The organism is Bifidobacterium thermophilum, from assembly GCF_002846655.1.
In the GTDB taxonomy this organism is placed as follows: domain Bacteria; phylum Actinomycetota; class Actinomycetes; order Actinomycetales; family Bifidobacteriaceae; genus Bifidobacterium; species Bifidobacterium thermophilum.
The window spans coordinates 65,941-86,892 of record NZ_PCGX01000011.1 but is presented as its reverse complement, the minus strand read 5'-3'; the positions used below and the strand labels follow the sequence as shown (position 1 = coordinate 86,892).

Here is a 20,952-nt window from a genome sequence, read left to right as displayed (position 1 = left end):
GATATGTGCCGATGCGTGGCGATACGTGCGGCACATACCGACTCGTGATGAAGAGAGGAATCATGGCACGGGTGACACCACAGATGCGCGCGTTGTATGACATGTGCGCGATAGCGCTGGTCGAAGGCCGTGCCGACCTCGATGGCGCGGACGATGTGGGTTTCGATATCGACATGCCGCTGTTCACCGTCGGGCATACCGCGCAGCTCGCGGACATGCACCCGCAGACGCTCCGGCAGTACGATCGGCTGGGGTTGGTCACGCCGCAACGTACGGAAGGCGGCGCCCGCCGGTACTCGTTGCGCGACATCCACCGGCTGGTTCAGGCGCAGCGGCTCAGCCAGGATGAAGGTGTCAATCTGGCCGGTGTCGCGCGGATTCTGGAGCTTGAAGAGGAAAACCGCCAATTGCGCCGACAGAACAAACGGTTGCGTGAGCCGAAGGATTCCAGTATCTTCGCAGCTGACGCGGATGGTGGCATCATGCAAGTGAAGCGTTCACGACGTGCCCGTATGTGGCGGCGCGATATTCACGAGGACACCCGTGCATTGCCGTCAAGCGGGACGGATGCGCAACGCTCCGCATCGCGATCCATGGTCATCTGGGGGTACCGGTAAACCCGTGCCCATGGCCGTGCCGCGGGGGAGATCCCGCGTGCCGCTTACGCGTCGAATGCCGGTGACGGCCCCGGCAATTCAATCGTGCATCTACCGCATGCCCACTTGGGTGTGCGGTTTTTTGTTGTGTCTGGGCGGGGCGCAGAGGCATCGGGCGTGTAGGGGCGTTTGTGGTCGGCGCGAATCCCGGGTGGTTTCGGGAGATTGTCTTGAGATGGGCTGGTGTGCGGTGATGTCCCGGTTTGGCGTGGGAGTTTGTGCAGCCATGGGATGGTGTGCGGTGATGTCCCGGATTCGTGTGGGGGTTTGTCGCGGATGGGCTGATTGGGCGGTGCTCTCCCGTTTTGGACTTCTGGGGTGTTTTTCTTGAATCGCGGATTTCTAACGTTCTTGTTGGGAGTTTGTCCGCTGGATGGCCGATTCCCTGCAATCTCCCGCGCTCGATGTGGGATTTTGTGCGGGGATTGGGAAAATCCGTCAGTTCTCCCGGAAGAATTACGTCTGCAAGGCTTTGTGTGAGGCTGCTGTCCGCCGGTGGCTCCTGCACGCCCTGACTGCTTAACCGACCAGCTTCTACGTGCCATATGAGAAGATGGCGACGGTGGGTTGCCCGGGCAATGTCCCGCAGGCGGCCGCGCATCCGCATGACTTTCCACAAGTGAGGCAGACCATGTTGAAAGCAGTGTTCTGGGATATGGACGGCACGCTTATCGACTCAGAACCGTACTGGCATGAATCCGAGCTGCGTCTCGCGGCCGCGTACGGCGGGTACTGGGACGAGGATCTCGCTTGGCAGGGCTCCGGAACCCCCGTGCCCCAAGTCGCCCGGCAGATGATTGAACGCGGGACGGCGCTGACGGTTGAGGAAATCTCCAAAGGTATGGTTGATTATGTTGCCCAGCAGGAGCGCCTGCGCATGCCTTGGATTCCGGGCGTGTTGGATGTGCTGCGCTCGCTGGCTGACGCGCGAATCCCCTCGGTGCTGGTGACCACATCGCCGCGCAATCTTGCACAAAACCTGGTCGCCCAAGCGCCGGAGGGCGTGTTCGCCGGCTATATCTGCGGGGATGATGATGTCGCGAAGAAGCCAGATCCGGCGCCTTACCTTGCGGCAGGGAAGCTGCTTGACATCGAGGCGGATATGATGCCGTACTGCGTTGCCGTCGAAGATTCGATGAGCGGTCTGCGTTCGGCCGCCGCATCCGGGGCGACTACCATCGCCCAGACTGGATATATGCGGGCGGATACATCCAACGGACCGCAGTATGCGTCGATACGCGGCTATCAGGGAGTCACTACCGAAACGTTCGAACGGTTCGTGCGGGAGCGTGTGACTGGAGCGTCCGGAGCGGCTGGAATGTCCGGGGCAGCCGGGGCAGCTTCGAATCCGCGCTAGGCTTGGAATCAGGAGGTTTGCTGTCGAGTAACGCGGAGGTGACCATATGCGAGTGGTACCGTTGTCGTGGATGGATGTCGTCGCCGTCGTGGCGGCGCTGGTGTTGTGTGGTCTCATCGGTTTCGAGCGCGAGGCGCGGCGCAAGGACGCGGGAATCCGCACGCATATTCTGGTCGGTCTGGGCAGCTGCCTGTTCACCATGGTGTCGATTGAGGGTGTGCCGGCGGTCGTCGGGGCTTCTGTCACTTGGGATGCTTCGCGTATCGCCGCTCAGGTGGTGACGGGTATCGGATTCCTCGGTGCGGGCGTGATTTTCTTCAACCACGATACGATTCGCGGGTTGACGACCGCATGCGCGATTTGGATTGCGGCGGCCGTGGGTATGGCGTGCGGGGCAGGGATGTTCCCGCTGGCGTTACTGATTACGGGACTGTATTTCGTGGTGGTGCTGGCGATTGCGCCTTTTGTGGTCTGGGCGCTTAAGCGCGACCGCGACTACGTGATTCGGGTCACCTACCAGGACGGCAAAGGTGCGTTGCGTCAAGCCCTGTTGATTGCCGCGCGGCATGGGTTCGAGACGCAGGTCGTCTCCACGCACGATGTCGACGGGGATTCATGGCAGGGCGCTGCGGTCGAACTGCGGCTTGCCGGCAACAAGAGTGATTTGCACGACTGCATCGGCGATATCGCGCAAGTCGACGGCGTGCGCGACATCGACGTCCTCTCCCACGACGACTGACGGGCGGCCACGATTGGTTGATCAATCAATCGGCTAATCGATCAATCGACCCAAAGAGTCAACGCCCTCCCTCCACAAACTGTCTACGCAAACTGACTGCTTGGCGTAGCTGGTTTGTGTGGTGATACAAACTGGTTACGCTAACCGGGCATTCTGCGTAGCTGGTTTGTGGGGTCGTGCAAACTGTTGACGCTGACTGGCTGCTTGGCGTAACTGGTTTGTGCAGTTGCGGCCGTGGCGGCGCTATCGGGCTACTTGACCGTGGTGGCTGGTGTCGGGGCGGTGGATGATGTTACGTCGTCGGCTCGCGTGCCTGTGAATACTGAAAATCTCGAGCGATGCGCCGTTCTCGTTGAGTTTTTTAGAGAAAAGTCTGAAAATCTCACCCTCGAGGGCGGATCCCAAGAGAAATTGAGATTTCGAAGCAGGTTGGCTCCTGTTTGCCGGTTCGCAAAAGCTTGGAATATCAACGATTCTGAGTAATCAGCACTGCTCGGCGGCAACCGCGAAATCTGAAAAACTCGCCGTATCTCGCTCAACGCAGAGATTTTCGGACTTTTTTCTGAACAACTCTCCAGATTGGAGCTGTCACGGGAGATATTAAGATTCCGGCGCATGATGGCATCATGCGGATCGCCCTGCCAGAATAGTCGGGCAATCGTCAACGCGTCGAGAACATCGATCATGAGACGTCGTGATTGCTCTTCAGTTCCTGCTTCTGCCGACGCTCACAGCACACTCAGCGTCGGTAGAAGGTTGTGCCGACGCTGGGATGCCGTTGAGCGTCGGTGGAGGGTACGGACAAACACGCTGGTGGATGCCGTCGTCGGACATACCTTGGGCCGTAACCCTGAAACCCATAACTTCGACGGTTACCCCAGAACCCCGCCATCACCTCTCATGGTAAAGAAAAACCCTCCTGCGGTGGAATGCAGAAGGGTTCTTCGTGGAGCTGATGGTAATCGCGAAAGAAATGGCAAAACCAACGTAAATAACAATAACTTTTAAGTATGTGTATTAAAGATTTATTTATAATTGGAAGTAATCACCGAGAAAATTGCTAGAAGTACAGACCACAATGACATTTCGACCGCATTGATTACAGCATTGGTCTGTTTCAAAGCCGGATTCTAGGAGCTCTGATTTTGGTGTCGAGACAAAGAGCATATTAGGAGTCGTTGAACGGCAATACGGACATGTGAAAACAATGTCGCCCAACGCTCCTGTTGTATCGTGATTGATTCTCCAGCCATCCACATATATGCGGTGTTGCCCAGATGAATCGCACCTAGAATCTGCTTCTTCGGAGCTAACGATGTTATCAGCGGAGACATCGTTGACATAACCGCATATTTCACATCTCCAGCTTCCATTTTCAACGGTGAAACCGGATTGAGAATTTAGCTCTATATCGCAGTTATCGCAATACCAATCGCAGCCGACATCGTTCACGTTTCTCTCTTCTTCGTAAAGAAGTTTCCGCGTTATTCTTCGGAGTCTTTTTCCGATGCTTCTTGTTTGATAGTGTTTTCTTTTTTTACCTTTTGAACAAGTTGTGTACCAGCGGTCCCAATCACTATTCCACACGCAAGACAAGATGTCGCGATAGCTGCTACTAACCCCACAGGGCCTCCGCATTTTTTGGCAATTTGTGAAAGCTGTGCATAGTTCCACATGCTTGTAACTCCTTGTATTCAATACGCATAGTTAGGTTGTGCAACAGATTATAAATCGAACTTCAATATTTTGGTGGGTGTTACAGCTAACACCATCGTGCGGATTTGCAGGGCAACTGCGTGACAGCAGGGAACATTTCGTGGTATTACTTGTGATCTGTCCTCAGACATGGAACCGCGTGCATGGGAAAACGTGGTGCTCATGATGCATCTGAATCCTTGTGTGAGTAGGTGTGTCGTGTGGTAATCGGGTTAAATGACGAAATGTGTGTTTTATTTTGCCACTTATCCCTCCTGCCGCAAGGCGTGTCGCGTGGTGATTCTGGATCCGGGGCATTATCGGCATCCCCACTTGACTTTTCCGGAAAACCTGATTCAGCGGCTTCAGATGACAGGCGAAAGGACATCATCCCAGACACCCTCCAAATAGCAACCAGTAGAAAGGATATGACACCGACATTCGCACGGATTGGGGCTTGATGCCAGGACCCACCGAGCAGGATGCGCCAATGACGCTACCTCAACACGCCGGAATAAAACACACATTTTGTCATTTAACCCTACCCCAGAACCCCGCCATCACCTCGCATGGTAAAGAAAAACCCTCCTGCGGTGGAATGCAGAAGGGTTCTTCGTGGAGCTGATGGTAATCGAAACCACGACCTCTTCGATGCGAACGAAGCGCTCTACCAACTGAGCTACAGCCCCGTGTCCGGTGATTGCTCATCGAGACAACTCACCAAAGTCTAGTACAAGATGCCGCCAAGTGCAATCCGGTACGGTGTCATAGGCGTGTTGCGCCTGGTTGCGCTCGGGTTACCGGCAGCCAGCCGCAACACAACAGCCGTCATGCGCAAAGTTGCCATCGCGTCAACGATGACGATGAGCCCGCCTGCGTCAGTCCTGCCTCAGTCCTGCGGCGTCACCTCGGTCAGGTCGACGGCGTCCTTGACGGTTGCAGCGGCGATGGTTTCCGCGCTCAGCACGTCTGCCCCTGACAAGTCATTGGAAAGCATCTCGGCACCGGCACCGGCGGCGGCACCGATACCGGCGTCAGCGGCCGCATGCCTGGCCGGTTCCGCATCGCGCCCGCGTCCGCGCCGCTTGCCGGTCTTCGCCTTGATCAGCCCGACGAAGGTTGGCGTCAGCGAAATCAGCAGAATCGCGACGATCACCAGCTCAAAATTGTTCTGCACGAACGGAATCCCGCCGAAGAAATACCCGAGCAGCGTGAACAGGGTCGACCAGGTCAGGCCGCCCAGCACGGAGAACGGGGTGAAACGACGCCATTTCATGCCGGAAATACCGGAAATGAACGGCATGAACGTGCGGATGAACGGGAAGAAACGCCCCAGGAACACAGCGAGCGGACCCCACTTGTCGATCATGCCTTCGGTGCGTGCGAGGCGTTCCGGCGTCATCGCCTTGACTTTACCGGATTCGATGATCCGCCGACCAAAGAAATGACCGATGAAGTAATTGCACTGGTCGCCAATGACCGGCGCGGCCCACACGACGGGCAGCAGCATATTGAGCGGGAGCGCGGCCTTGCCTGTCGTCGCATCTGCGGCGGCGAAGCACCCGGCGGCGAACAGCAGCGAATCACCGGGCAGGAACGGGAAGAACACCACGCCCGTCTCGATGAACACAATCAGGAAGATGAACCCCAACGTGGGCGCGACGCCCATGGCGATCCAGGATGCGATGGCCGCGCGCGGATCCTTGAGCAGCCGGATCAGAAAATCAATGAACCCCATAATATCCTTGTCGAATGTCCTTGCCGGATGTTGGTGCCATATACTCGACGGCAGTACCCATCCGTCGTTCGGGTATGTCTGTCGATTGCATGACTGCCGTTCAAGACTATCGCGCGCAGGGGGCTTCGCGGCCGCGACACCCCGCAGTTTCACACGATTATCGTATTGAAATTGCGGGTAAACCCTTGGTGTTGCTGGGGTTACAAATCGTATGAGGGTTTGGTGATGTCGTTCCCGTCGTTTTTCTCACCCGGACGATTGACGGCTGCCGGCGATGCATCAGCCGCAGTCGAGCCGGATGCATCGGCCGCAGCGGAAACGCCCGCGACACCGGCTGCACCGGGTACGTCGGAAATGCCGGACGGTACGTCGACTTCTCCAGATTCCGCAGAACCCATATCAATCCCCATGGTCTCAAGCCGCATACGCATCTCTGAGGCAGTCATCATGCTCGCATATATCGTGCCTTGGGCCTCTGTGCCGCCGACTTCGTGGAGCAGCCGGGTCTGTTCAACGGTGTCAATGCCGTCGAACACGAGATGGATGCCGTCACGGTGTGCGAACTGGACCGTACGCTTCATGACGTTCACGGCGAGCGGATTGCTGCACCCGTTGACGATGCTCGGGTCGAGTTTGATGATGTCGAGCGGGATGTTCCCCAGCGCTGAAACCTCGGAGTACGTGGTGCCCGCTTGGGTGATGGCGATGTACACGTTGGGCATGGAGGTGAGGTCCTCAAGCTCATCGTCGAACTGGATTCTCGCCGTGTTCAACGCGGCTTGGCCGAATTGCAGGCAGACCGAGATATCAGGGTGGCGCTCGCGCAAGGATTCGAGATGCTCGTAGAACTGGGAGTTGCCGAGTTCGCTGCCGTTGAGCGTCAAGCAGATGTTGTTCAGATCCGGCGCGATTTTGCGGAATTCCAGCAGATCCTTGACACCGCGGTCAAGAATACCCATTGACAGTTCGCATCCCAGGCCGAGCCGCTGCGCTTCGGAGAGGACAAAATCGAAATCGAGACGATGATTACGACTGTCAGTGATGAGCGGGAACATCTCCAGCGCGCCGATACGATGCTGCTGCAGCAAGAATATCGGCTGGTAGAGCAGCGCCAGATGCTTCTTCTCAATGGCGTCGCGCAGCGCGTCGGACATCTCCAGATGATCTTTCGCTGACTGTTCCTGGTTCTGCTCTGCCATGGCCGGAGCGAGCTCATGGAGGCCGGCGTCAATCAGCAGCCGTGTCGCGCCTTCCCCCGACGAGGCGAAGGACAGCGATGTGGTCGTGGCGATCGAAATCGTGCCGTTGCCGGTCTGAATGGGCAGGGAAGTGTTGTCGCGCAAGCGGTCGGCGAGGTTCTCGACATCGTCTTCGCTGGCGGATTCGGTGAGCACGGTGGCGAATTCCGAACCGCTGATACGCGACAGGAACGCGTCTTCCGGCAGGATTTCGCGGATTCGGTCCGCGGTGGTCCGCAGCACCAGATTGCCCACGAGCCGGCTGTAGCGTTCGTTGATGCGCCTGAACTGGTCGATGTTCAGGTAAATCACCGCGACCTTGTTGCTCGCGTTTTCGGTTTGCAGGCTCTTCAGGGTCGCGATGAACGCGGGATACGTGTATGCGCCGGTCAGCGGGTCCGTCTCGGATTCCGAGCGTAGCGTGCTCACTTCGCGGTTGACACGTAGTTCCTCATTGAGGATTGACGTGGCCGCGGCGAGCACTTCCTCGTCCGCAGGCAGGAATGGGCGGTTTAGCATGCTGCGCTCGAACACGATGGAGTACTGGCTGCCCTGTTCCTTGATGCGCTGGGAGTGGCGGTACGAGTGGAATCGCCGGTGGTGCATCTCGTCGTCCGTCATCATGATGCAGCGGATGTTCGGCAGGGATCCGGTGATGATCTCCGCCACTTCGTGTTCCGGTCGGGCGTTCGGCAGAGGCAGGGCGTCGCTGATGTTGAGCAGGCAGCGCAGCGAATTCTCCGCGCGCATCATGCGTCGCAGCATGTAGAAGCTCATCAGCAGCAGCGCATAGATATCCAGCAAGATGGAGAATGTCGAGCGCAAGGGCGAATCGATTATCTGCACTTCCGAATACTGGAATACGGCAGGCAGCAGGATTGTCAGCACAATGGCGGCGAGATCGGCCAACGACAATGCGGTGATGCGGGTGATGGAATATTCACTGAGCGATTTGGCTACCGGAACGCCGCTAATGAGATACACGACGATATCGCACAACAACCGCACTGCAGGCAGCAGCGCTGTGATGACGATGAGCGGGAAAACCCAGTCGGATTGAATGTAGTTCAACGCTTCCGCTCTTGGCACCGACGAGATGAAGATTTCGCGCAAATGTGCTGGTAATTCACCGAGCACCAGTCGTACCACAGGTATCGGCACCAGCGCGGTGCATGCGCGAATGGCGCCGATGCTCAGGCTGCGTGCCGGAATCGTGGTGCAAATCAGCGTAATGACAATCAGCAGACTGAACAGGTGATCGAACCCACCGGTGATGAGCAGCATGATGGTCAACAGCGGAATCGCGGTGTGGCGGCTGGCTACGGGCACTGAACTGAGCTCGGTGCTGTATGCCATGCAAATCAGGAAGCTGATCCCCGCGAGCACCACGTCGGTGGAAGTCCAGTGAATGGCGTATTGGAGCCCCGGCAAATATCCGATGAACAACGCGACCAAAATGACCAGGCACATCACGGCGAGGATGGTGGTTCTGGTGCGGCGCGGCCTGCGCGTGTCGTCCGGGCTTGTCGTGATGACGCCCTGCTGTTGTGCTGTCATGGTACCTGTTCCTTCAGCTTCTCTTGGTCGATGTATCGATGTGCTGTTGCTGTTGCTGACGATGTGCTCTATCGGGATGCACCGCTTCTGCCGTCGCTGCCGCTGTTGCGACCGTTGTTGCTGCTGTCGTCGTTGCTGGTGTCATCATGCCGGCCCGATCAGTCGCCACGGGGAATCCGCGCCGGACGCGGTGCTGTCAGGCTGCTCGCCGGTGTTGTCTGACAACGCCTCATACAAGTTGTGTTTCCAGACCACCTTGTCACCCTCGGTGTATTCGGTGGTGACGTTCCACTGCTCGTATTTGCCGCTGGGCGTGGACCAGGTCGCGGAATCCATATCAACTATGGTGCCGGGGGTGCCCTTGAAGCCCGAGCTGAGCAGGGTGGCGAACTCGCCCGCGGTCTGCTTCATGCCGCTGCATCCGGTCTGGATGGTCTGTGTGACGGAATTCTCCCCGCACTGCTGGTCGCGGTTGAGTGACCACATGGCCAGATGACCCAGATTCGTCTGCATGGCGAATGTGTTGACTCTTTGGGCGTCGTCAAGCGTGAGATATTCGTTGTCGGTGTCGTTCTGTCCAATCAAGACGGTCGCGCCCATCATCTCCCAGATTTGCGAGTCGCTGAACAGCTTCCGCTTGCTGTAGAGCAGTTGTTTGTACTGTTTGTGCCCGGCATTCAGCGCTTTCTTGATGAGCTCGGACTGTGCCGTGACATTGGACGGAATATTGAAGTCCATGGTCATCAGATTCAATGTCGACAGGTTCACTCCTGCGTCGATGAAGGAGGATACGGTGTCGAGGCCGTCGGACGTCAGGCCCGACGTGCTTGCGGGCAGGGTGAGGGAGACGGTCAGCGGTTGCCCGCGCGACTCCATTTCATCTTGTATCTCGGCGACGGCTTGTGCGCGTCTGACCGCGGATTCGCTGTAGCCATCAAGATTGTCGTTTTCAATATCGAAGTCGACCGAAGTGACATGATACCGGGAGATGACCGTCTGATATGCCTTTTTCAACGAGCTCACCGTAGTACATTGTTCGGCGAGCTCGGTGCCTTGCTGGCCCCCGAAACTGATGGTGACCGTGCGATTGGCGCGGAATGTGTGGGCGATGCGGCTGTCGATGTCAAGCTGGGATGACGCCTCGTTCAGCGAGTAATATCCGCCCCATGTCGGCGTGCAACCGTCTGGGGCCGTGATGAAGCTGAGAATCACGTTGTTGTATGCTGAACCGACATCGGATTCGAAAGTGTAGCTGGGTGTAGAGGTCACGTCGGCGTATCCGCCGAACCATGGCGCAGGCAGCTTTTTCGATGCCGTCTGTGTGTATGTCAGCCACCCCCACACGCCGGTCACAATCAGGGCGGCGGAGATGAGGGCGATGCCTAGTCTCAGGAACGAGAAACGACGCCCGGGGAACAGGGGTTTCCGTGCGCTCATAGGGCGTTCCTTTCGTTGTCCTGCAACCCGGCGGATGATGCCTGCAGACGGGATGGGCAATCCCATCGGGGGTATTGATGGGGGCATCAACGGGGGCCGATATCCCTATCGTACAGCGAACGGGTTTGACACTATGCCAAGAAGTGTCGGGAATGTGGGAGTATTCGTCCGCAATGACCGGTGAGACACCTCTGGTGACCAGTATTCGCGATACCGTTGGATAAGCATTCGTCGCATTCAGGTGGAACGATACGCAGGCGGTTTGTTGATGTGATTCGTGTATGGATTGCGCGCTTCACAGGGCATCGGATGCGTTCGCATGGCGAAGACGGGATATGGCAGGTATGAGGAAAACGGCGGAACACAAGAACGTACGGCATGGCAGACAATGGGGGGCAGAGACTTCGACGCGCCCGCTGGCCATCATGCACGCGAAGCCATCCGGCATGCGAATCATCCTTGGATATGTCGCGATGGGCGCCACCGTCATCTCCTACACCGTGTACATGGTCACCATGATTTTGACGATGTTCGTCAACAATCCTGATATCACCCTGCGGTTCGTTATCGAGGACGTGCTGTATCTGGTCATTGTCACCACGCTGATTTTCAGCGCCATGGTGTATCTCGTGACCCGGCAGGGAGCGATGCGCAGGTTCCTCACCCATGAGCGGGTGCCGCGCGCGGTGCTTGACGAGCATTACGCGCATGGGTACGACAAAGGCATTACCGTGCTGATCCCCTCATACGTGGAACAGCCGAAAGTCGTCGCGAAAACCATATGGTCCGCGGCATTGCAGGAATTCCCAGACCTTGCGGTCGTTCTGCTGATCGACGATCCGCCGCATCCGAAGAACGACGAATCCAGACAAATCCTCGAAGCCTGCCGTTCACTGGTCCCCAGTATTCTCGACGAACTCGCGCGTCCCGCGAAACGGTTCACCGAACATCGCAATCTGGCCACCAAGGCGCTCGCCGGGCAGGTGCACGCCCGGCGCAGCATCGTCGCCAGATGCGCGGACGACTACCGTGCGGCTGTGCGCTGGCTGGATGCGAAAGCCGACTATTGGCCGATTGAGGACCATACCGATGAATTCTTCTGCGATCAGGTGCTGCGTGGTCTGGCACGCGACCTGCGACAGACTGAGGACGCGCTAAACGACGCGGTGAACCTGCACGACCCGGTCCCCGCCGAGCGTATCGTGCAGCTGTACAACCGGCTCGTATGGATCTTCACTGTCAAAGGCTGGTCGTTCGAGCGCAAGCAGTACATCTCCCTGTCGCAGGAAGGCAACAAGGCGATGAACCTCAACTCGTTCATCGGGCTGATGGGTCACCGCGTCAAACGTGAGGAAACCGCCGACGGCGTGGTGCTGCGCGACGTCAGGCCTGGGGAAGTGCCCGATTTCGTGATGCGTGACTCCGAATACGTGCTCACGTTGGACGCTGATTCCATGCTGCTGCGCGATTATTGCATCCGGCTCGTCTATCAGCTCGAACAGCCAGGCAACGAGCATGTCGCCGTCATTCAGACGCCGTACTCCTCGTACCGCGGGGCGCCGACGCGTATCGAGCGCATCGCCGCGGCTACCACCGACATCCAGCATGTGCTGCATCAGGGGATGACCTACTACGACGCCACCTTCTGGGTGGGGGCGAACGCCGTAATCCGCAAGCGCGCGCTCGACGACATCTGCGTGGTGTCCACGGAAGGCACGCGGACCGTGCGCACGTACATTCAGGACAGGACCGTCATCGAGGACACCGAATCCAGCGTGGACCTCGGCTATTACGGCTGGCATCTGGTGAACTACCCGGAGCGGCTGAGCTACAGCTCGACGCCTCCGGATTTCGGCTCCCTGGTGGTTCAGCGCCGGCGTTGGGCGAACGGCGGCCTGCTGATTATCGGCAAGTTCTTCCGTATTGTTCGCGCCCGGCGGCGGCAGGGCAATCCGGTGCGACTGGGCGAATGGTGTCTGCGGGTCAACTATATGGCCTCAATTGCATGGTCGAGTTTCGGGTTGCTGTTCCTGCTCGCCTACCCGTTCGACCAGCGGCTGCTCAGCCCGTGGGTGGTCGCCGCGTCGCTGCCGTATTTCATCGCGTATGCGAACGACTTGAAATCCAACGGATACAAGCGTACTGACATCTTCCGCATTTACGGGTTCAATATTGTGCTGCTGACCGTGAATCTTGCGGGCACGCTGAAATCGATCCAGCAGGGCATGACCAACACCAAGATCCCATTCGTGCGCACGCCGAAGGTCAGCAATCGCACCGCCTCGCCGCCGTTGTATGTCGCCATGCCGTGGGCGATTGTGGGGTTCTCGTGCTTTGTACTGTATGCGGATTACCTGTCTGCCAACTGGGGCAATGCGATTTTCGCCGGATTCAACGCGGTGGTGACCTTGTGGGCGTTGGTGTCGTATATCGGCATTTGGCATTCCATCCAGGATATGGTCGTCGGTTTGGTGCGGTGGTTCTTTGTGCCGGTCAAACAGCCGGTGAAGGCCAGGAAGACGGACAATCCGTCGTGGAAGGATGTGCTGTATTTCGGCGACCGCAAGATGATTTACGAATCCCGTCCGGTGTGAGCCGTCGGTTGGTATCTGGCTGGGGTGTGATTGGTTGATTACATGGCGGCGAGATATGAACGGTTTCCCGTTGTGGGTGGGCGGTATCTGGCCGCTGTGCGACAGACTGGTTGCATGGCGGCGGGATAGGGCTGGTTTTCCGGGTCGGCCGATTGGTATCCGGCTGTGGTGTGACCGTGGTGTCGCATGACGGGCTGGTTGCCGCGGATACGGCTTGGTGTGGTGAGATATCTGGTTGTGGTGCGATTGCTGGCTTCATCCAAACTGGTTACGCTGGGACTCTCGTTAGCGTAACCAGTTTGGGAAGAAATGGGCGCGCCCTGATGGCCGGTGCTTCCGAACGCCCCAGCCTAGCCAGCGTCCAGTGTTTCCGAGCGTTTCGGCGTTCCCGCCGTCCCGACAGGCTGCGCCCAGCCCGTCAGATCCATGACTTGAACCACATGTGGCTCAGCCAGAACTCGTACGGAACGGGCATCGCCGTCCAGATCGGGTAGAAGAACACCGACACCAGCAGGATCGGCAGCAGCGTGGCCGTCAGCGTAATCCGCCATGTTCCGGCGCTGACCCGTCGGCGCACATGGTCGCCGACATAACAGATCGCGAGAATAATCCACGGCAAGATGACAATCGAGTAGAACGTGAAGGTGGTGCGGTGCAGGTATTGCGCCCACGGCAGCCACCCGCCGATGAAGCCGGCGAGCACCGCCCAGATGCGCCAGTCGCCGTGCTTGACGATGGCGATGATGATCCCGATGATCACGCACAGGGATCCAAGCCACCAAATCAGCGGATTGCCCAGGGATGTCACGGCCGCCACACATTTGGAGTGGGGTGCCAATGAGCACAGCCCCGGATGCCCGTCAAGCTCCTGCCAGTAGAAACTGGTCGGACGTACCTGCAACGGCCATGTGAGCGGGTTCGCCTTGTAATCGTGCGGTGTGTCGAGCGTGGTGTGGAACTGCCACATTTCCACGTGATATTCGACGAACGACCGCAATCCCTCTGGCAGCCAGGTGATGCCTTGGCCGGGGTTGTTGCGCGCCCAGTCGTGCATGTACGAATCCGGGTGGATGAACCAGCCGATCCATCCGGCCAGATACGTGCCCGCCCATAGCGGGAGCATATACAGCGCGGTCAGCGGTGCGTCGCACAGCAGCCCGGTGGACAGCCAGCTGCGGTAGCCTGCGCGGTAGCGTTCCCATGCGTCCCAAATCACGCTGATGACGCAGAACGCCGCCATGAAGTAGATGCCGGACCATTTGACGCCGGTCGCCAGACCGATAAGAATCGCGGCGGCGGCACGATACCAGGAGAACGCGATGACCGGGCCACGCGCGTCAAGCAGCATGCTTTGGTTGCGTCCGGCCGTGTTGGCCGATGACGATACTGCGGCGCCGGCGGTACCGGTCGTATCGTTGGCGCCGCCGCCGGCAACACTCGAATCGCCGTCTGCTGCCTTGCGCTGCGCCCGGCGTGCACGACGGGATGTGTCCGGGACCCAGTGCGCATCCCGACGCGCGGCATCGACCGCGTAATGCGCCCGGAGCTTGACCCGCGCCCAATCGCGGTGCATCAGTAGCAAATCAAACGCGCCGAGCACAAATACCATGATGAAGATATCAAGCAGGCCGGTGCGACTGAGTGTGATGCCCACGCCGTCGACGGACATGAGCAGGCCCGCGGACAGCGCGATCGACATGTTGTTGAAGAGCCGCAACGCCACGCGGATCATGATGATGATCGCGATTGTTCCCGCAATCGCCGTGCTCGCACGCCACGCGAAGGTGTTGCCGGCGCCGCCGAACAGTTTCAGCCCGAGTGCGATGCACCATTTGCCGACTGGCGGATGTACGACGTATTCGGTGCTGCTCAGCCACCGGTTCGTGTCGCCTTGCGCGAACAAGGTATCGACGGGGAAATCCAGCCCGCGGCGTGTCAAGAACTCCGGCCAGTTGCGCGGCTCGCCGGTCAGCAGCATCGTCCACGCGTCCTTGACGTAATAGGTTTCGTCAAACACCACAGCGCGTGGCTCGCCGAGCCGGATGAACCTCAGCAGGCCGCCGAAGAAGGCCACTAGCACAGTCAACAGCCAGGAAACCAGACGGGGTGCGGCAGCGAGCCGCGCACGCAAGCGGAGCAGGGCTCCGCCGACGCTCGCCGACGGGCGTGTTCGCCCAGAATTCACGGAACTCAACACCATCACTCCCAAAGGTAGAGGATACTGGATATATGACCAGTGACATCGAAGGACGCCAGTCGGCGCCGCAGTCCTTACATGATAGACCCCAACACGCGGAAAACGACATGTGCACGGAGACATCCGCCGGTGTGCGTGTCGAAGTGCCCGCCGGGACGGTGGTACTTGCAGCCACGCCGATCGGCAATGTGGGCGACGCATCGGCGCGGCTGGTGGCCCTGCTGGAGCGCGCGGACATCGTCGCCGCGGAAGACACCCGGCGTCTGTACGACTTGGCGAACCGCCTCGGCGTGCATGTCAGCGGCAAAGTCGTCGCCTACCATGACCACAATGAGCGCAACAAGGCGGACGGGCTGCTGGACAGTGTTGAGGAGGGTGCCACGGTGCTGGTGGTTTCGGACGCCGGCATGCCCACCATCAACGATCCCGGCCTCGCGATTGTGCGCCGAGCCATCGAGCGTGGCCTGCCGGTGACATGCGCACCCGGGCCGAGCGCCGTGCTGGATGCGCTCGCGCTGTCGGGGTTGCCTACAGACCGGTTCTGCTATGAGGGTTTCGTGCCGCGCAAGCATGCCGAACGTATGCAGCGTCTGCGTTCGCTGCGTGCCGAGCAGCGCACCATCGTGTTCTATGAGACGCCGCACCGCATTGCTGAGACCATGCCTGACCTGCTGGGGGAATTCGGGCCGGATCGCCGGATGGCGTTGTGCCGCGAGCTGACCAAGGATTATGAGCAAATCAGACGCGGCACGATTGCGCAGATCAAGCAGTCGGTGGATGACGATCCGCCGCGCGGCGAAATCGTGCTGGTCATTGAAGGCGCGAGCGACGACGAGGCGCGGGATAGTGCGCCTTCCGCGTTGAGCGTGGAGGATCTGGCCGTGCTGTCAATAGACCGTGCGCGCGAAGACGGACTGCGCATCAAGGACGCCATCGCGCAGGTTGTACAGGAACACCCCCTGCCGGACGGCTCACTCGCCAATCGCAAGCAGGTGTATACCGCCGTGCTTGAGATGCGTTCCTGATCCGCGCGTTCACTGATTGCGCTGTTTTGCCGCTCGCTCCCGTCCGCCCTGTCTCTGTGGCAATCGGCCGTCTGCCCGTCCGATCGTCTTGAGCAACCATGCCCGTCTCACGTTTTGTCCATCATGCGGTCATGTTCATCCCGTGGCCTTCCCGCTCGTGGTCTCCCCGAACAAGATGCCGAACGCGTCGCGGACACCGGGCCCGCCCGCCTGCGACACATATTCAAGCAGGGCGGCATCCGCCTTGGGATTGGCGATGAGCCATTTTCGCAGATGCGGGTGCTCGCGTGCAATCAGCCACAGCGTGGGCATATCGGTATCGGGGTCGCAAGCCATGGCAGGCGTAACCACCAGCGGCGGAGGCGGGGGAGACAGCACATCCGGCGCGGCGATCGGCACGGCATCCAGGCCCGCACCCGGATGTCCCGCAGAGCCCGCAGGCGTCCATCGTTGTTGTCGCAACCGTTGCGCCGGCCCCGTCGTTCCCGCCGCCTCAGCTATCCCGTTCGGCTTGGATATCGCCGATAATCGTCGTCGTATGCTCATGTCGGCTCCTGTCTGCCGTTCGGTGTGCTCGCCGCGGCGGTCAGCAGCTCGCGGGCTTGCCGGATATTCGGCCAGTGTCGGCTGTCCGTATTGAAGATGGCAAGGCATTCGGCCATGCCAAATGAGTAGCGGTTCATCAGGCATCGGATGGTTCCTCCCACCTCAAGCTGTTCGTCTGACGCGTCGATCTGCACCAATGCGAGGTCACACGCGGTTCTCGCCGGCGACGTGACTTTCATCCCCCCGACCGTGATGATGTACTGACCATCGATCTGCCGGTTGAACGGCCGGATTCTGCGCCCGTGCGCCGGCGAACGGTAATGCGCGTCGGACACCACGTCGATGGTCGAGGGAAAGTCCCCTCCCACCCAGATCCATGCGGCGAGCGACGCACAGGCGATCACGTTCATCGGCGATGCATGCCGGCAAATCAGCCCTCTGCCGTCAGGAGTATCGGAATGTTCCCCCAGATACGCGCTGATGTCATCGAAATTGTGTAGCACGCCATAATCGGTCATGCGCGTGATGCACATCTGGCCAGGCAGGCGGCATGTGCGGATGATTGGATGACCGCGCTGAATCACGCGACGGCGTTCCGGCATCCCCTCGCCGCCCACACGATATCGCGCATCCCCCTCGAAATCGCCGGTGTGCCCTGATGCCGCCGGACATGATTGATGACGCCGCTCGGATACCTCCGGTCGGCGGTGTGCCTGTGTGCATCCTGGCGGTGCGTTTCCTGTCAACATAGTCATACGGGGAAAGATACCGACGAGATTTCGCGCCGGCAACGACGTCGGACCGAAATGTGCATAACCGTGATTACCCGTTGTGCGACAATCATCTGCCCTGTGGATAACTTGCGGACCGCAGAACGGATTGGCGGTATTCTGCGAAAAAATCCCGATGCGGAGCCCGCGAGCTTGGCAGGGTTGCCGTCGTGACGGTCCGTACCGGTCAACGCACCGCAACGTGACGACCGTGTCAGACCCGTATCAGGCATGCCGAGCGTGTGTGAGGCCCTCGTGAAGCCTGTGCGGGGCACGCGTGGCGTCTGTCGCGCCCTTGTGCGCGGCCCCCTCTGTCCGCGCTGAGCCTGATAATCGGGCGTATGAGTCATATTTTGGTCAATGTTGCGTGGCCGTACGCGAACGGTCCGCGCCATATCGGGCATGTCGCCGGCTTCGGCGTCCCGTCGGATGTGTACGCGCGCTATCAGCGCATGAAGGGCAATGACGTGCTGATGGTGTCCGGAACCGATGAGCACGGCACCCCGATTCTCGTTGAGGCCGATAAAGAAGGGATCAGCGCGCAGGAACTCGCGAACCGCTACAACCGCGTGATTGCCAAGGATTTGTGCGATCTCGGCCTGAGCTACGACCTGTTCACCCGCACCACCACCACGAACCACGAGCATGTCGTGCAGGAACTGTTCAAGCAGTGCCTGAAGAACGGGTACATCTACAAGGGCACGCAGAAAGTCGCCATCTCCCCGTCCAGCGGTCGCACCCTGCCGGACCGTTACATCGAAGGCACCTGCCCGATTTGCGGTGCCGACGGTGCGCGCGGTGACCAGTGCGATAACTGTGGCAACGAGCTCGACCCGGACGAGCTGATCAACCCGGTCTCCAAAATCAACGGCGAAACCCCGCGTTTCGAGGAAACCGAGCATTTCTTCCTCGACCTGCCGGCTCTCGCCGAAGCGAACCTCGCCTGGCTCAAGACGCGTGAAGGTTGGCGTACCAACGTCATCAACTTCTCGCTCGGTCTGTTCAAGGAAGTCAAGCCCCGCGCCATCACGCGCGATATCGACTGGGGCATCCCCGTGCCGGTCAAGGGCTGGATTGACAACCCGAACAAGAAGCTGTACGTGTGGTTCGACGCGGTGATCGGCTACCTGTCGGCATCCATTGAATGGGCCCGTCGCAAGGGCGATCCCGAGGCGTGGCGTGCCTGGTGGAACGACCCGGAAACCCCGGGCTATTACTTCATGGGCAAGGACAACATTACCTTCCACTCCCAGATCTGGCCGTCCGAAATGATTGCTTACAACGGCGCCGGCTCAAAGGGTGGCGAGACCGGCAAGCTCGGCCCGCTCAACCTGCCGGAGCAGGTCGTGGCCAGCGAGTTCATGACCATGGAAGGCAAGAAGTTCAGCTCCTCGCGCGGCATCGTGATCTACGTGAAGGATATCCTTGCACGCTACCCGGTGGACGCCGTGCGCTACTACATCTCCGTGGCCGGCCCGGAAACCTCGGATTCCGATTTCACGTGGGCCGAATTCGTGCGGCACAACAATGAGGAGCTCGCCTCCAGCTGGGGCAACCTGGTCAATCGTGTCGCCAACCTCATCTATAAGAACTTCGGCGCGATTCCGGAGCTTGACGAGGATTCGATGACCTCCGAGGACCGTGCGCTGCTCGAGGAGACGTCGGCGGTCTTCGACGTGGTCGGCGGGCTGATTGAGCGCCACCACCAGAAGAACGCGCTGAACGAGGCGATGCGCGTGGTCGGCGATATCAACAAGTACATTTCCGCCACCGAACCGTGGAAGATCAAGGATGACGAGAAACATCTCGCCACCGTGCTGCATGTGGCCGCGCAGGCCGTGGCGGACGCAAATCACCTGCTCGCTCCATTCCTGCCGCATTCCGCGCAGAAGGTGTGGGAGGCGCTCGGCGGCAAGGGCACGTTCTCGCCGCTGCCGCATATCGAGGAGGTCGAGGATCTTGATAATCCGGACTTCCACTACCCGGTGATCACCGGCGATTACAAGCTCGGTGTGAATGTGCACCCGTGGAAGAGCGAGGCCATTGACACCGGCGCTCCGGTCGCCAAGCCGAAGCCGATTTTCGCGAAGATTCCGCAGGAAGCCGTGCAGGAGGAGCTCGATCGCTTCGAAGAGCAGCTTTCCCAGCGCAAGGCCGCGGAAGCCGAGCGTCTGGCCAAGGCGAAGGCACAGCTGGCTGAGGAAGAGGCCGCTGACAAGCCGGCCAAGACGGCTGAATAATCGCCGGCTGAACAATCGCGGATTGCGTGAATCACGCAAATCATGCGAATATGTCAAGCGGCGGAACCTGCCCTGTGAGGTGGGTCCCGCCGCTTGGTTGTTTTATGCTGGTTTTCAGCCTGATATTCTGCGAACCTATTCATCCTCTCGAAGCGATATTGCGCAGCGTGGTGTCGATGTCGGCGTCGATGAGGATGGACCGGTCGGCGATCTGCGGCGCGGTGACCGCTTCGCCGAGATTGATGCTCGCATAGGTCGCGTTGCGATTGACGGATGTCCACTGCATGAACGGGAACTTGAAGATGATCGGCGTGTTTCCGCCGCTGCCCAAGTCAAGGAACAGGGTCCGACTGCCGTCGGCTTCGCATGCCCGGCGGGTGTCGAGGAAACTCTGGTATCGTTCCGCACATTCATGCCATGTCTCGTCCTCAGCGAAGGTGTCATCGCAGCGCAGGTTCGGCGCCATGGGGAATCCATCATCCGGGCAATACGGGATGAGGTCGTCCGGAATTGTCATGCCGATGCCGGCCCGTCCGCCGGCCTCGTCAGCTGTAATCAGCTCACCCCAGTCGTCGGCGGTGTCGGCGGTCATGTGCGCGAAGGTGAAGCCTTGCGCGAGTAGCATGCGCTTGACATCCCGCTCGTTATCGTAGGTGCGGGAGGTGCCGGTGCGTGAGCTTTGGAACAGCCCGTAATCGCCCTGCGTGCAGAACAGGCGGTCGTCGGGGAAGCCGGCTCGCTGGAAGCAGTGGTCCACATTCGTGGTGATGACCGTGTAATCATGGCCGTCGAGCAGACTGCGCAACAGCCCGTATGTATCCTTGGGCGGGGCCATATAGCGGTTGATGTAGATGTGGCGGCTCCACCACGCCCAGTAGGTGTTGAGGTCCGGGTATTCGGCGAACCCGCCGGAATACATGTCGCCGATGCCGTATGTGTTCGCGAAATCGCTGAAATACCGCTCGAAGCGTTCGCCCGAATACGTGTATCCGGCGGATGTGGACATGCCAGAACCTGCGCCGACCACAATGGTGTCCGCATCGTGGATAGCGTTCGTGAGACGGGTGATGGCATCTTCGGATGTGTCGCGATTATCCGTTGCCGGTGGATTGATAGCGGGTGGCGTGAACAGTGACATGAACGGCATGGTGGCTTCTTTCTGC

Annotated in this window: 13 protein-coding genes, 1 tRNA gene and 1 pseudogene; 6 read left to right on the top strand and 9 right to left on the bottom strand. The window is 59.4% G+C overall.

Going from position 1 to position 20,952, the window contains the following annotated elements:
* Positions 1–62: 62 nt before the first annotated feature.
* The 3 genes from CQR48_RS08260 (at position 63) to CQR48_RS08250 (ending at position 2,752) form a co-directional block, all read left to right on the top strand.
* Positions 63–617 (top strand): heat shock protein transcriptional repressor HspR, encoded by a 555-nt coding sequence (locus CQR48_RS08260; RefSeq protein ID WP_101452602.1) that lies wholly within the window; start codon positions 63–65, stop codon positions 615–617.
* Positions 618–1,287: 670 nt separating this feature from the next.
* Positions 1,288–2,013 carry an HAD family hydrolase gene (locus CQR48_RS08255; protein ID WP_101452618.1) on the top strand — a complete coding sequence of 242 codons (726 nt, stop codon included), beginning with the start codon at positions 1,288–1,290 and terminating at the stop codon, positions 2,011–2,013.
* Positions 2,014–2,059: 46 nt separating this feature from the next.
* Entirely contained in the window at positions 2,060–2,752 is a 693-nt protein-coding gene (locus CQR48_RS08250; RefSeq protein WP_044091367.1) for an MgtC/SapB family protein, read from the top strand.
* 1,484 nt (positions 2,753–4,236) lie between these two features.
* Here CQR48_RS08250 and CQR48_RS09205 read toward each other — a convergent pair.
* The 5 genes and pseudogenes from CQR48_RS09205 to CQR48_RS08225 all read right to left on the bottom strand — a co-directional run bounded on the left by CQR48_RS09205 (position 4,237) and on the right by CQR48_RS08225 (position 10,417).
* Positions 4,237–4,428 (bottom strand): hypothetical protein, encoded by a 192-nt coding sequence (locus tag CQR48_RS09205; RefSeq protein ID WP_180335141.1) that lies wholly within the window; start codon positions 4,426–4,428, stop codon positions 4,237–4,239.
* A 635-nt stretch (positions 4,429–5,063) separates the two neighbouring features.
* Positions 5,064–5,136: transfer RNA gene (locus CQR48_RS08240), tRNA-Ala, on the bottom strand.
* Positions 5,137–5,525: 389 nt separating this feature from the next.
* Positions 5,526–6,185, bottom strand: a pseudogene (locus CQR48_RS08235) (DedA family protein); the annotation flags it as partial.
* Positions 6,186–6,385: 200 nt separating this feature from the next.
* Positions 6,386–8,980, bottom strand: a complete 2,595-nt coding sequence (locus CQR48_RS08230) for an EAL domain-containing protein (RefSeq protein WP_101452600.1) — start codon at positions 8,978–8,980, stop codon at positions 6,386–6,388.
* 144 nt (positions 8,981–9,124) lie between these two features.
* A complete protein-coding gene (locus CQR48_RS08225) occupies positions 9,125–10,417 on the bottom strand; it encodes a chitinase (RefSeq protein WP_101452599.1) in 1,293 nt (430 codons plus the stop codon).
* 335 nt (positions 10,418–10,752) lie between these two features.
* Here CQR48_RS08225 and CQR48_RS08220 point away from each other — a divergent pair, with 335 nt between their 5' ends.
* The gene (locus tag CQR48_RS08220; protein ID WP_101452598.1) at positions 10,753–13,011 is read left to right on the top strand and encodes a glycosyltransferase family 2 protein; all 2,259 of its coding nucleotides are present in this window, start codon (positions 10,753–10,755) and stop codon (positions 13,009–13,011) included.
* Between the two features lie 418 nt (positions 13,012–13,429).
* Here the strand turns inward: CQR48_RS08220 and CQR48_RS08215 are convergent, their stop codons facing one another.
* Complete coding sequence (locus CQR48_RS08215; RefSeq protein ID WP_101452597.1) at positions 13,430–15,211, bottom strand: dolichyl-phosphate-mannose--protein mannosyltransferase; 1,782 nt, start codon at positions 15,209–15,211, stop codon at positions 13,430–13,432.
* A 104-nt stretch (positions 15,212–15,315) separates the two neighbouring features.
* Between CQR48_RS08215 and rsmI the strand changes: the two genes are divergently transcribed.
* Positions 15,316–16,233: a 16S rRNA (cytidine(1402)-2'-O)-methyltransferase gene (gene rsmI, locus CQR48_RS08210; RefSeq protein ID WP_231485546.1), complete on the top strand. Its 918-nt coding sequence runs from the start codon at positions 15,316–15,318 to the stop codon at positions 16,231–16,233.
* A 135-nt stretch (positions 16,234–16,368) separates the two neighbouring features.
* Here rsmI and CQR48_RS09370 read toward each other — a convergent pair whose 3' ends face one another.
* Both CQR48_RS09370 and CQR48_RS08200 read right to left on the bottom strand, forming a co-directional pair.
* Entirely contained in the window at positions 16,369–16,779 is a 411-nt protein-coding gene (locus CQR48_RS09370; protein ID WP_244898980.1) for a variant leucine-rich repeat-containing protein, read from the bottom strand.
* Positions 16,776–17,534, bottom strand: a complete 759-nt coding sequence (locus CQR48_RS08200) for a hypothetical protein (protein WP_143252510.1) — start codon at positions 17,532–17,534, stop codon at positions 16,776–16,778. Before CQR48_RS08200 ends, CQR48_RS09370 begins: the two co-directional genes overlap by 4 nt.
* A 356-nt stretch (positions 17,535–17,890) precedes the next feature.
* Here CQR48_RS08200 and metG point away from each other — a divergent pair, with 356 nt between their 5' ends.
* Positions 17,891–19,789, top strand: a complete 1,899-nt coding sequence (gene metG / locus CQR48_RS08195; RefSeq protein ID WP_101452595.1) for a methionine--tRNA ligase — start codon at positions 17,891–17,893, stop codon at positions 19,787–19,789.
* A gap of 139 nt (positions 19,790–19,928) precedes the next feature.
* Here the strand turns inward: metG and CQR48_RS08190 are convergent, their stop codons facing one another.
* The gene (locus CQR48_RS08190; protein ID WP_101452617.1) at positions 19,929–20,927 is read right to left on the bottom strand and encodes an SIR2 family NAD-dependent protein deacylase; all 999 of its coding nucleotides are present in this window, start codon (positions 20,925–20,927) and stop codon (positions 19,929–19,931) included.
* Positions 20,928–20,952: the final 25 nt, after the last annotated feature.

Coding starts and splice junctions, on each gene's coding strand:
- metG (WP_101452595.1), top strand. CDS start 17,891: ATGAGTCATATTTTGGTCAATGTTGCGTGGCCGTACGCGAACGGTCCG.
- CQR48_RS08220 (WP_101452598.1), top strand. CDS start 10,753: ATGGCAGGTATGAGGAAAACGGCGGAACACAAGAACGTACGGCATGGC.
- CQR48_RS09370 (WP_244898980.1), bottom strand. CDS start 16,779: ATGAGCATACGACGACGATTATCGGCGATATCCAAGCCGAACGGGATA.
- CQR48_RS08190 (WP_101452617.1), bottom strand. CDS start 20,927: ATGTCACTGTTCACGCCACCCGCTATCAATCCACCGGCAACGGATAAT.
- CQR48_RS08230 (WP_101452600.1), bottom strand. CDS start 8,980: ATGACAGCACAACAGCAGGGCGTCATCACGACAAGCCCGGACGACACG.
- CQR48_RS08255 (WP_101452618.1), top strand. CDS start 1,288: ATGTTGAAAGCAGTGTTCTGGGATATGGACGGCACGCTTATCGACTCA.
- rsmI (WP_231485546.1), top strand. CDS start 15,316: ATGTGCACGGAGACATCCGCCGGTGTGCGTGTCGAAGTGCCCGCCGGG.
- CQR48_RS08215 (WP_101452597.1), bottom strand. CDS start 15,211: ATGGTGTTGAGTTCCGTGAATTCTGGGCGAACACGCCCGTCGGCGAGC.
- CQR48_RS08250 (WP_044091367.1), top strand. CDS start 2,060: ATGCGAGTGGTACCGTTGTCGTGGATGGATGTCGTCGCCGTCGTGGCG.
- CQR48_RS09205 (WP_180335141.1), bottom strand. CDS start 4,428: ATGTGGAACTATGCACAGCTTTCACAAATTGCCAAAAAATGCGGAGGC.
- CQR48_RS08225 (WP_101452599.1), bottom strand. CDS start 10,417: ATGAGCGCACGGAAACCCCTGTTCCCCGGGCGTCGTTTCTCGTTCCTG.
- CQR48_RS08260 (WP_101452602.1), top strand. CDS start 63: ATGGCACGGGTGACACCACAGATGCGCGCGTTGTATGACATGTGCGCG.
- CQR48_RS08200 (WP_143252510.1), bottom strand. CDS start 17,534: ATGACTATGTTGACAGGAAACGCACCGCCAGGATGCACACAGGCACAC.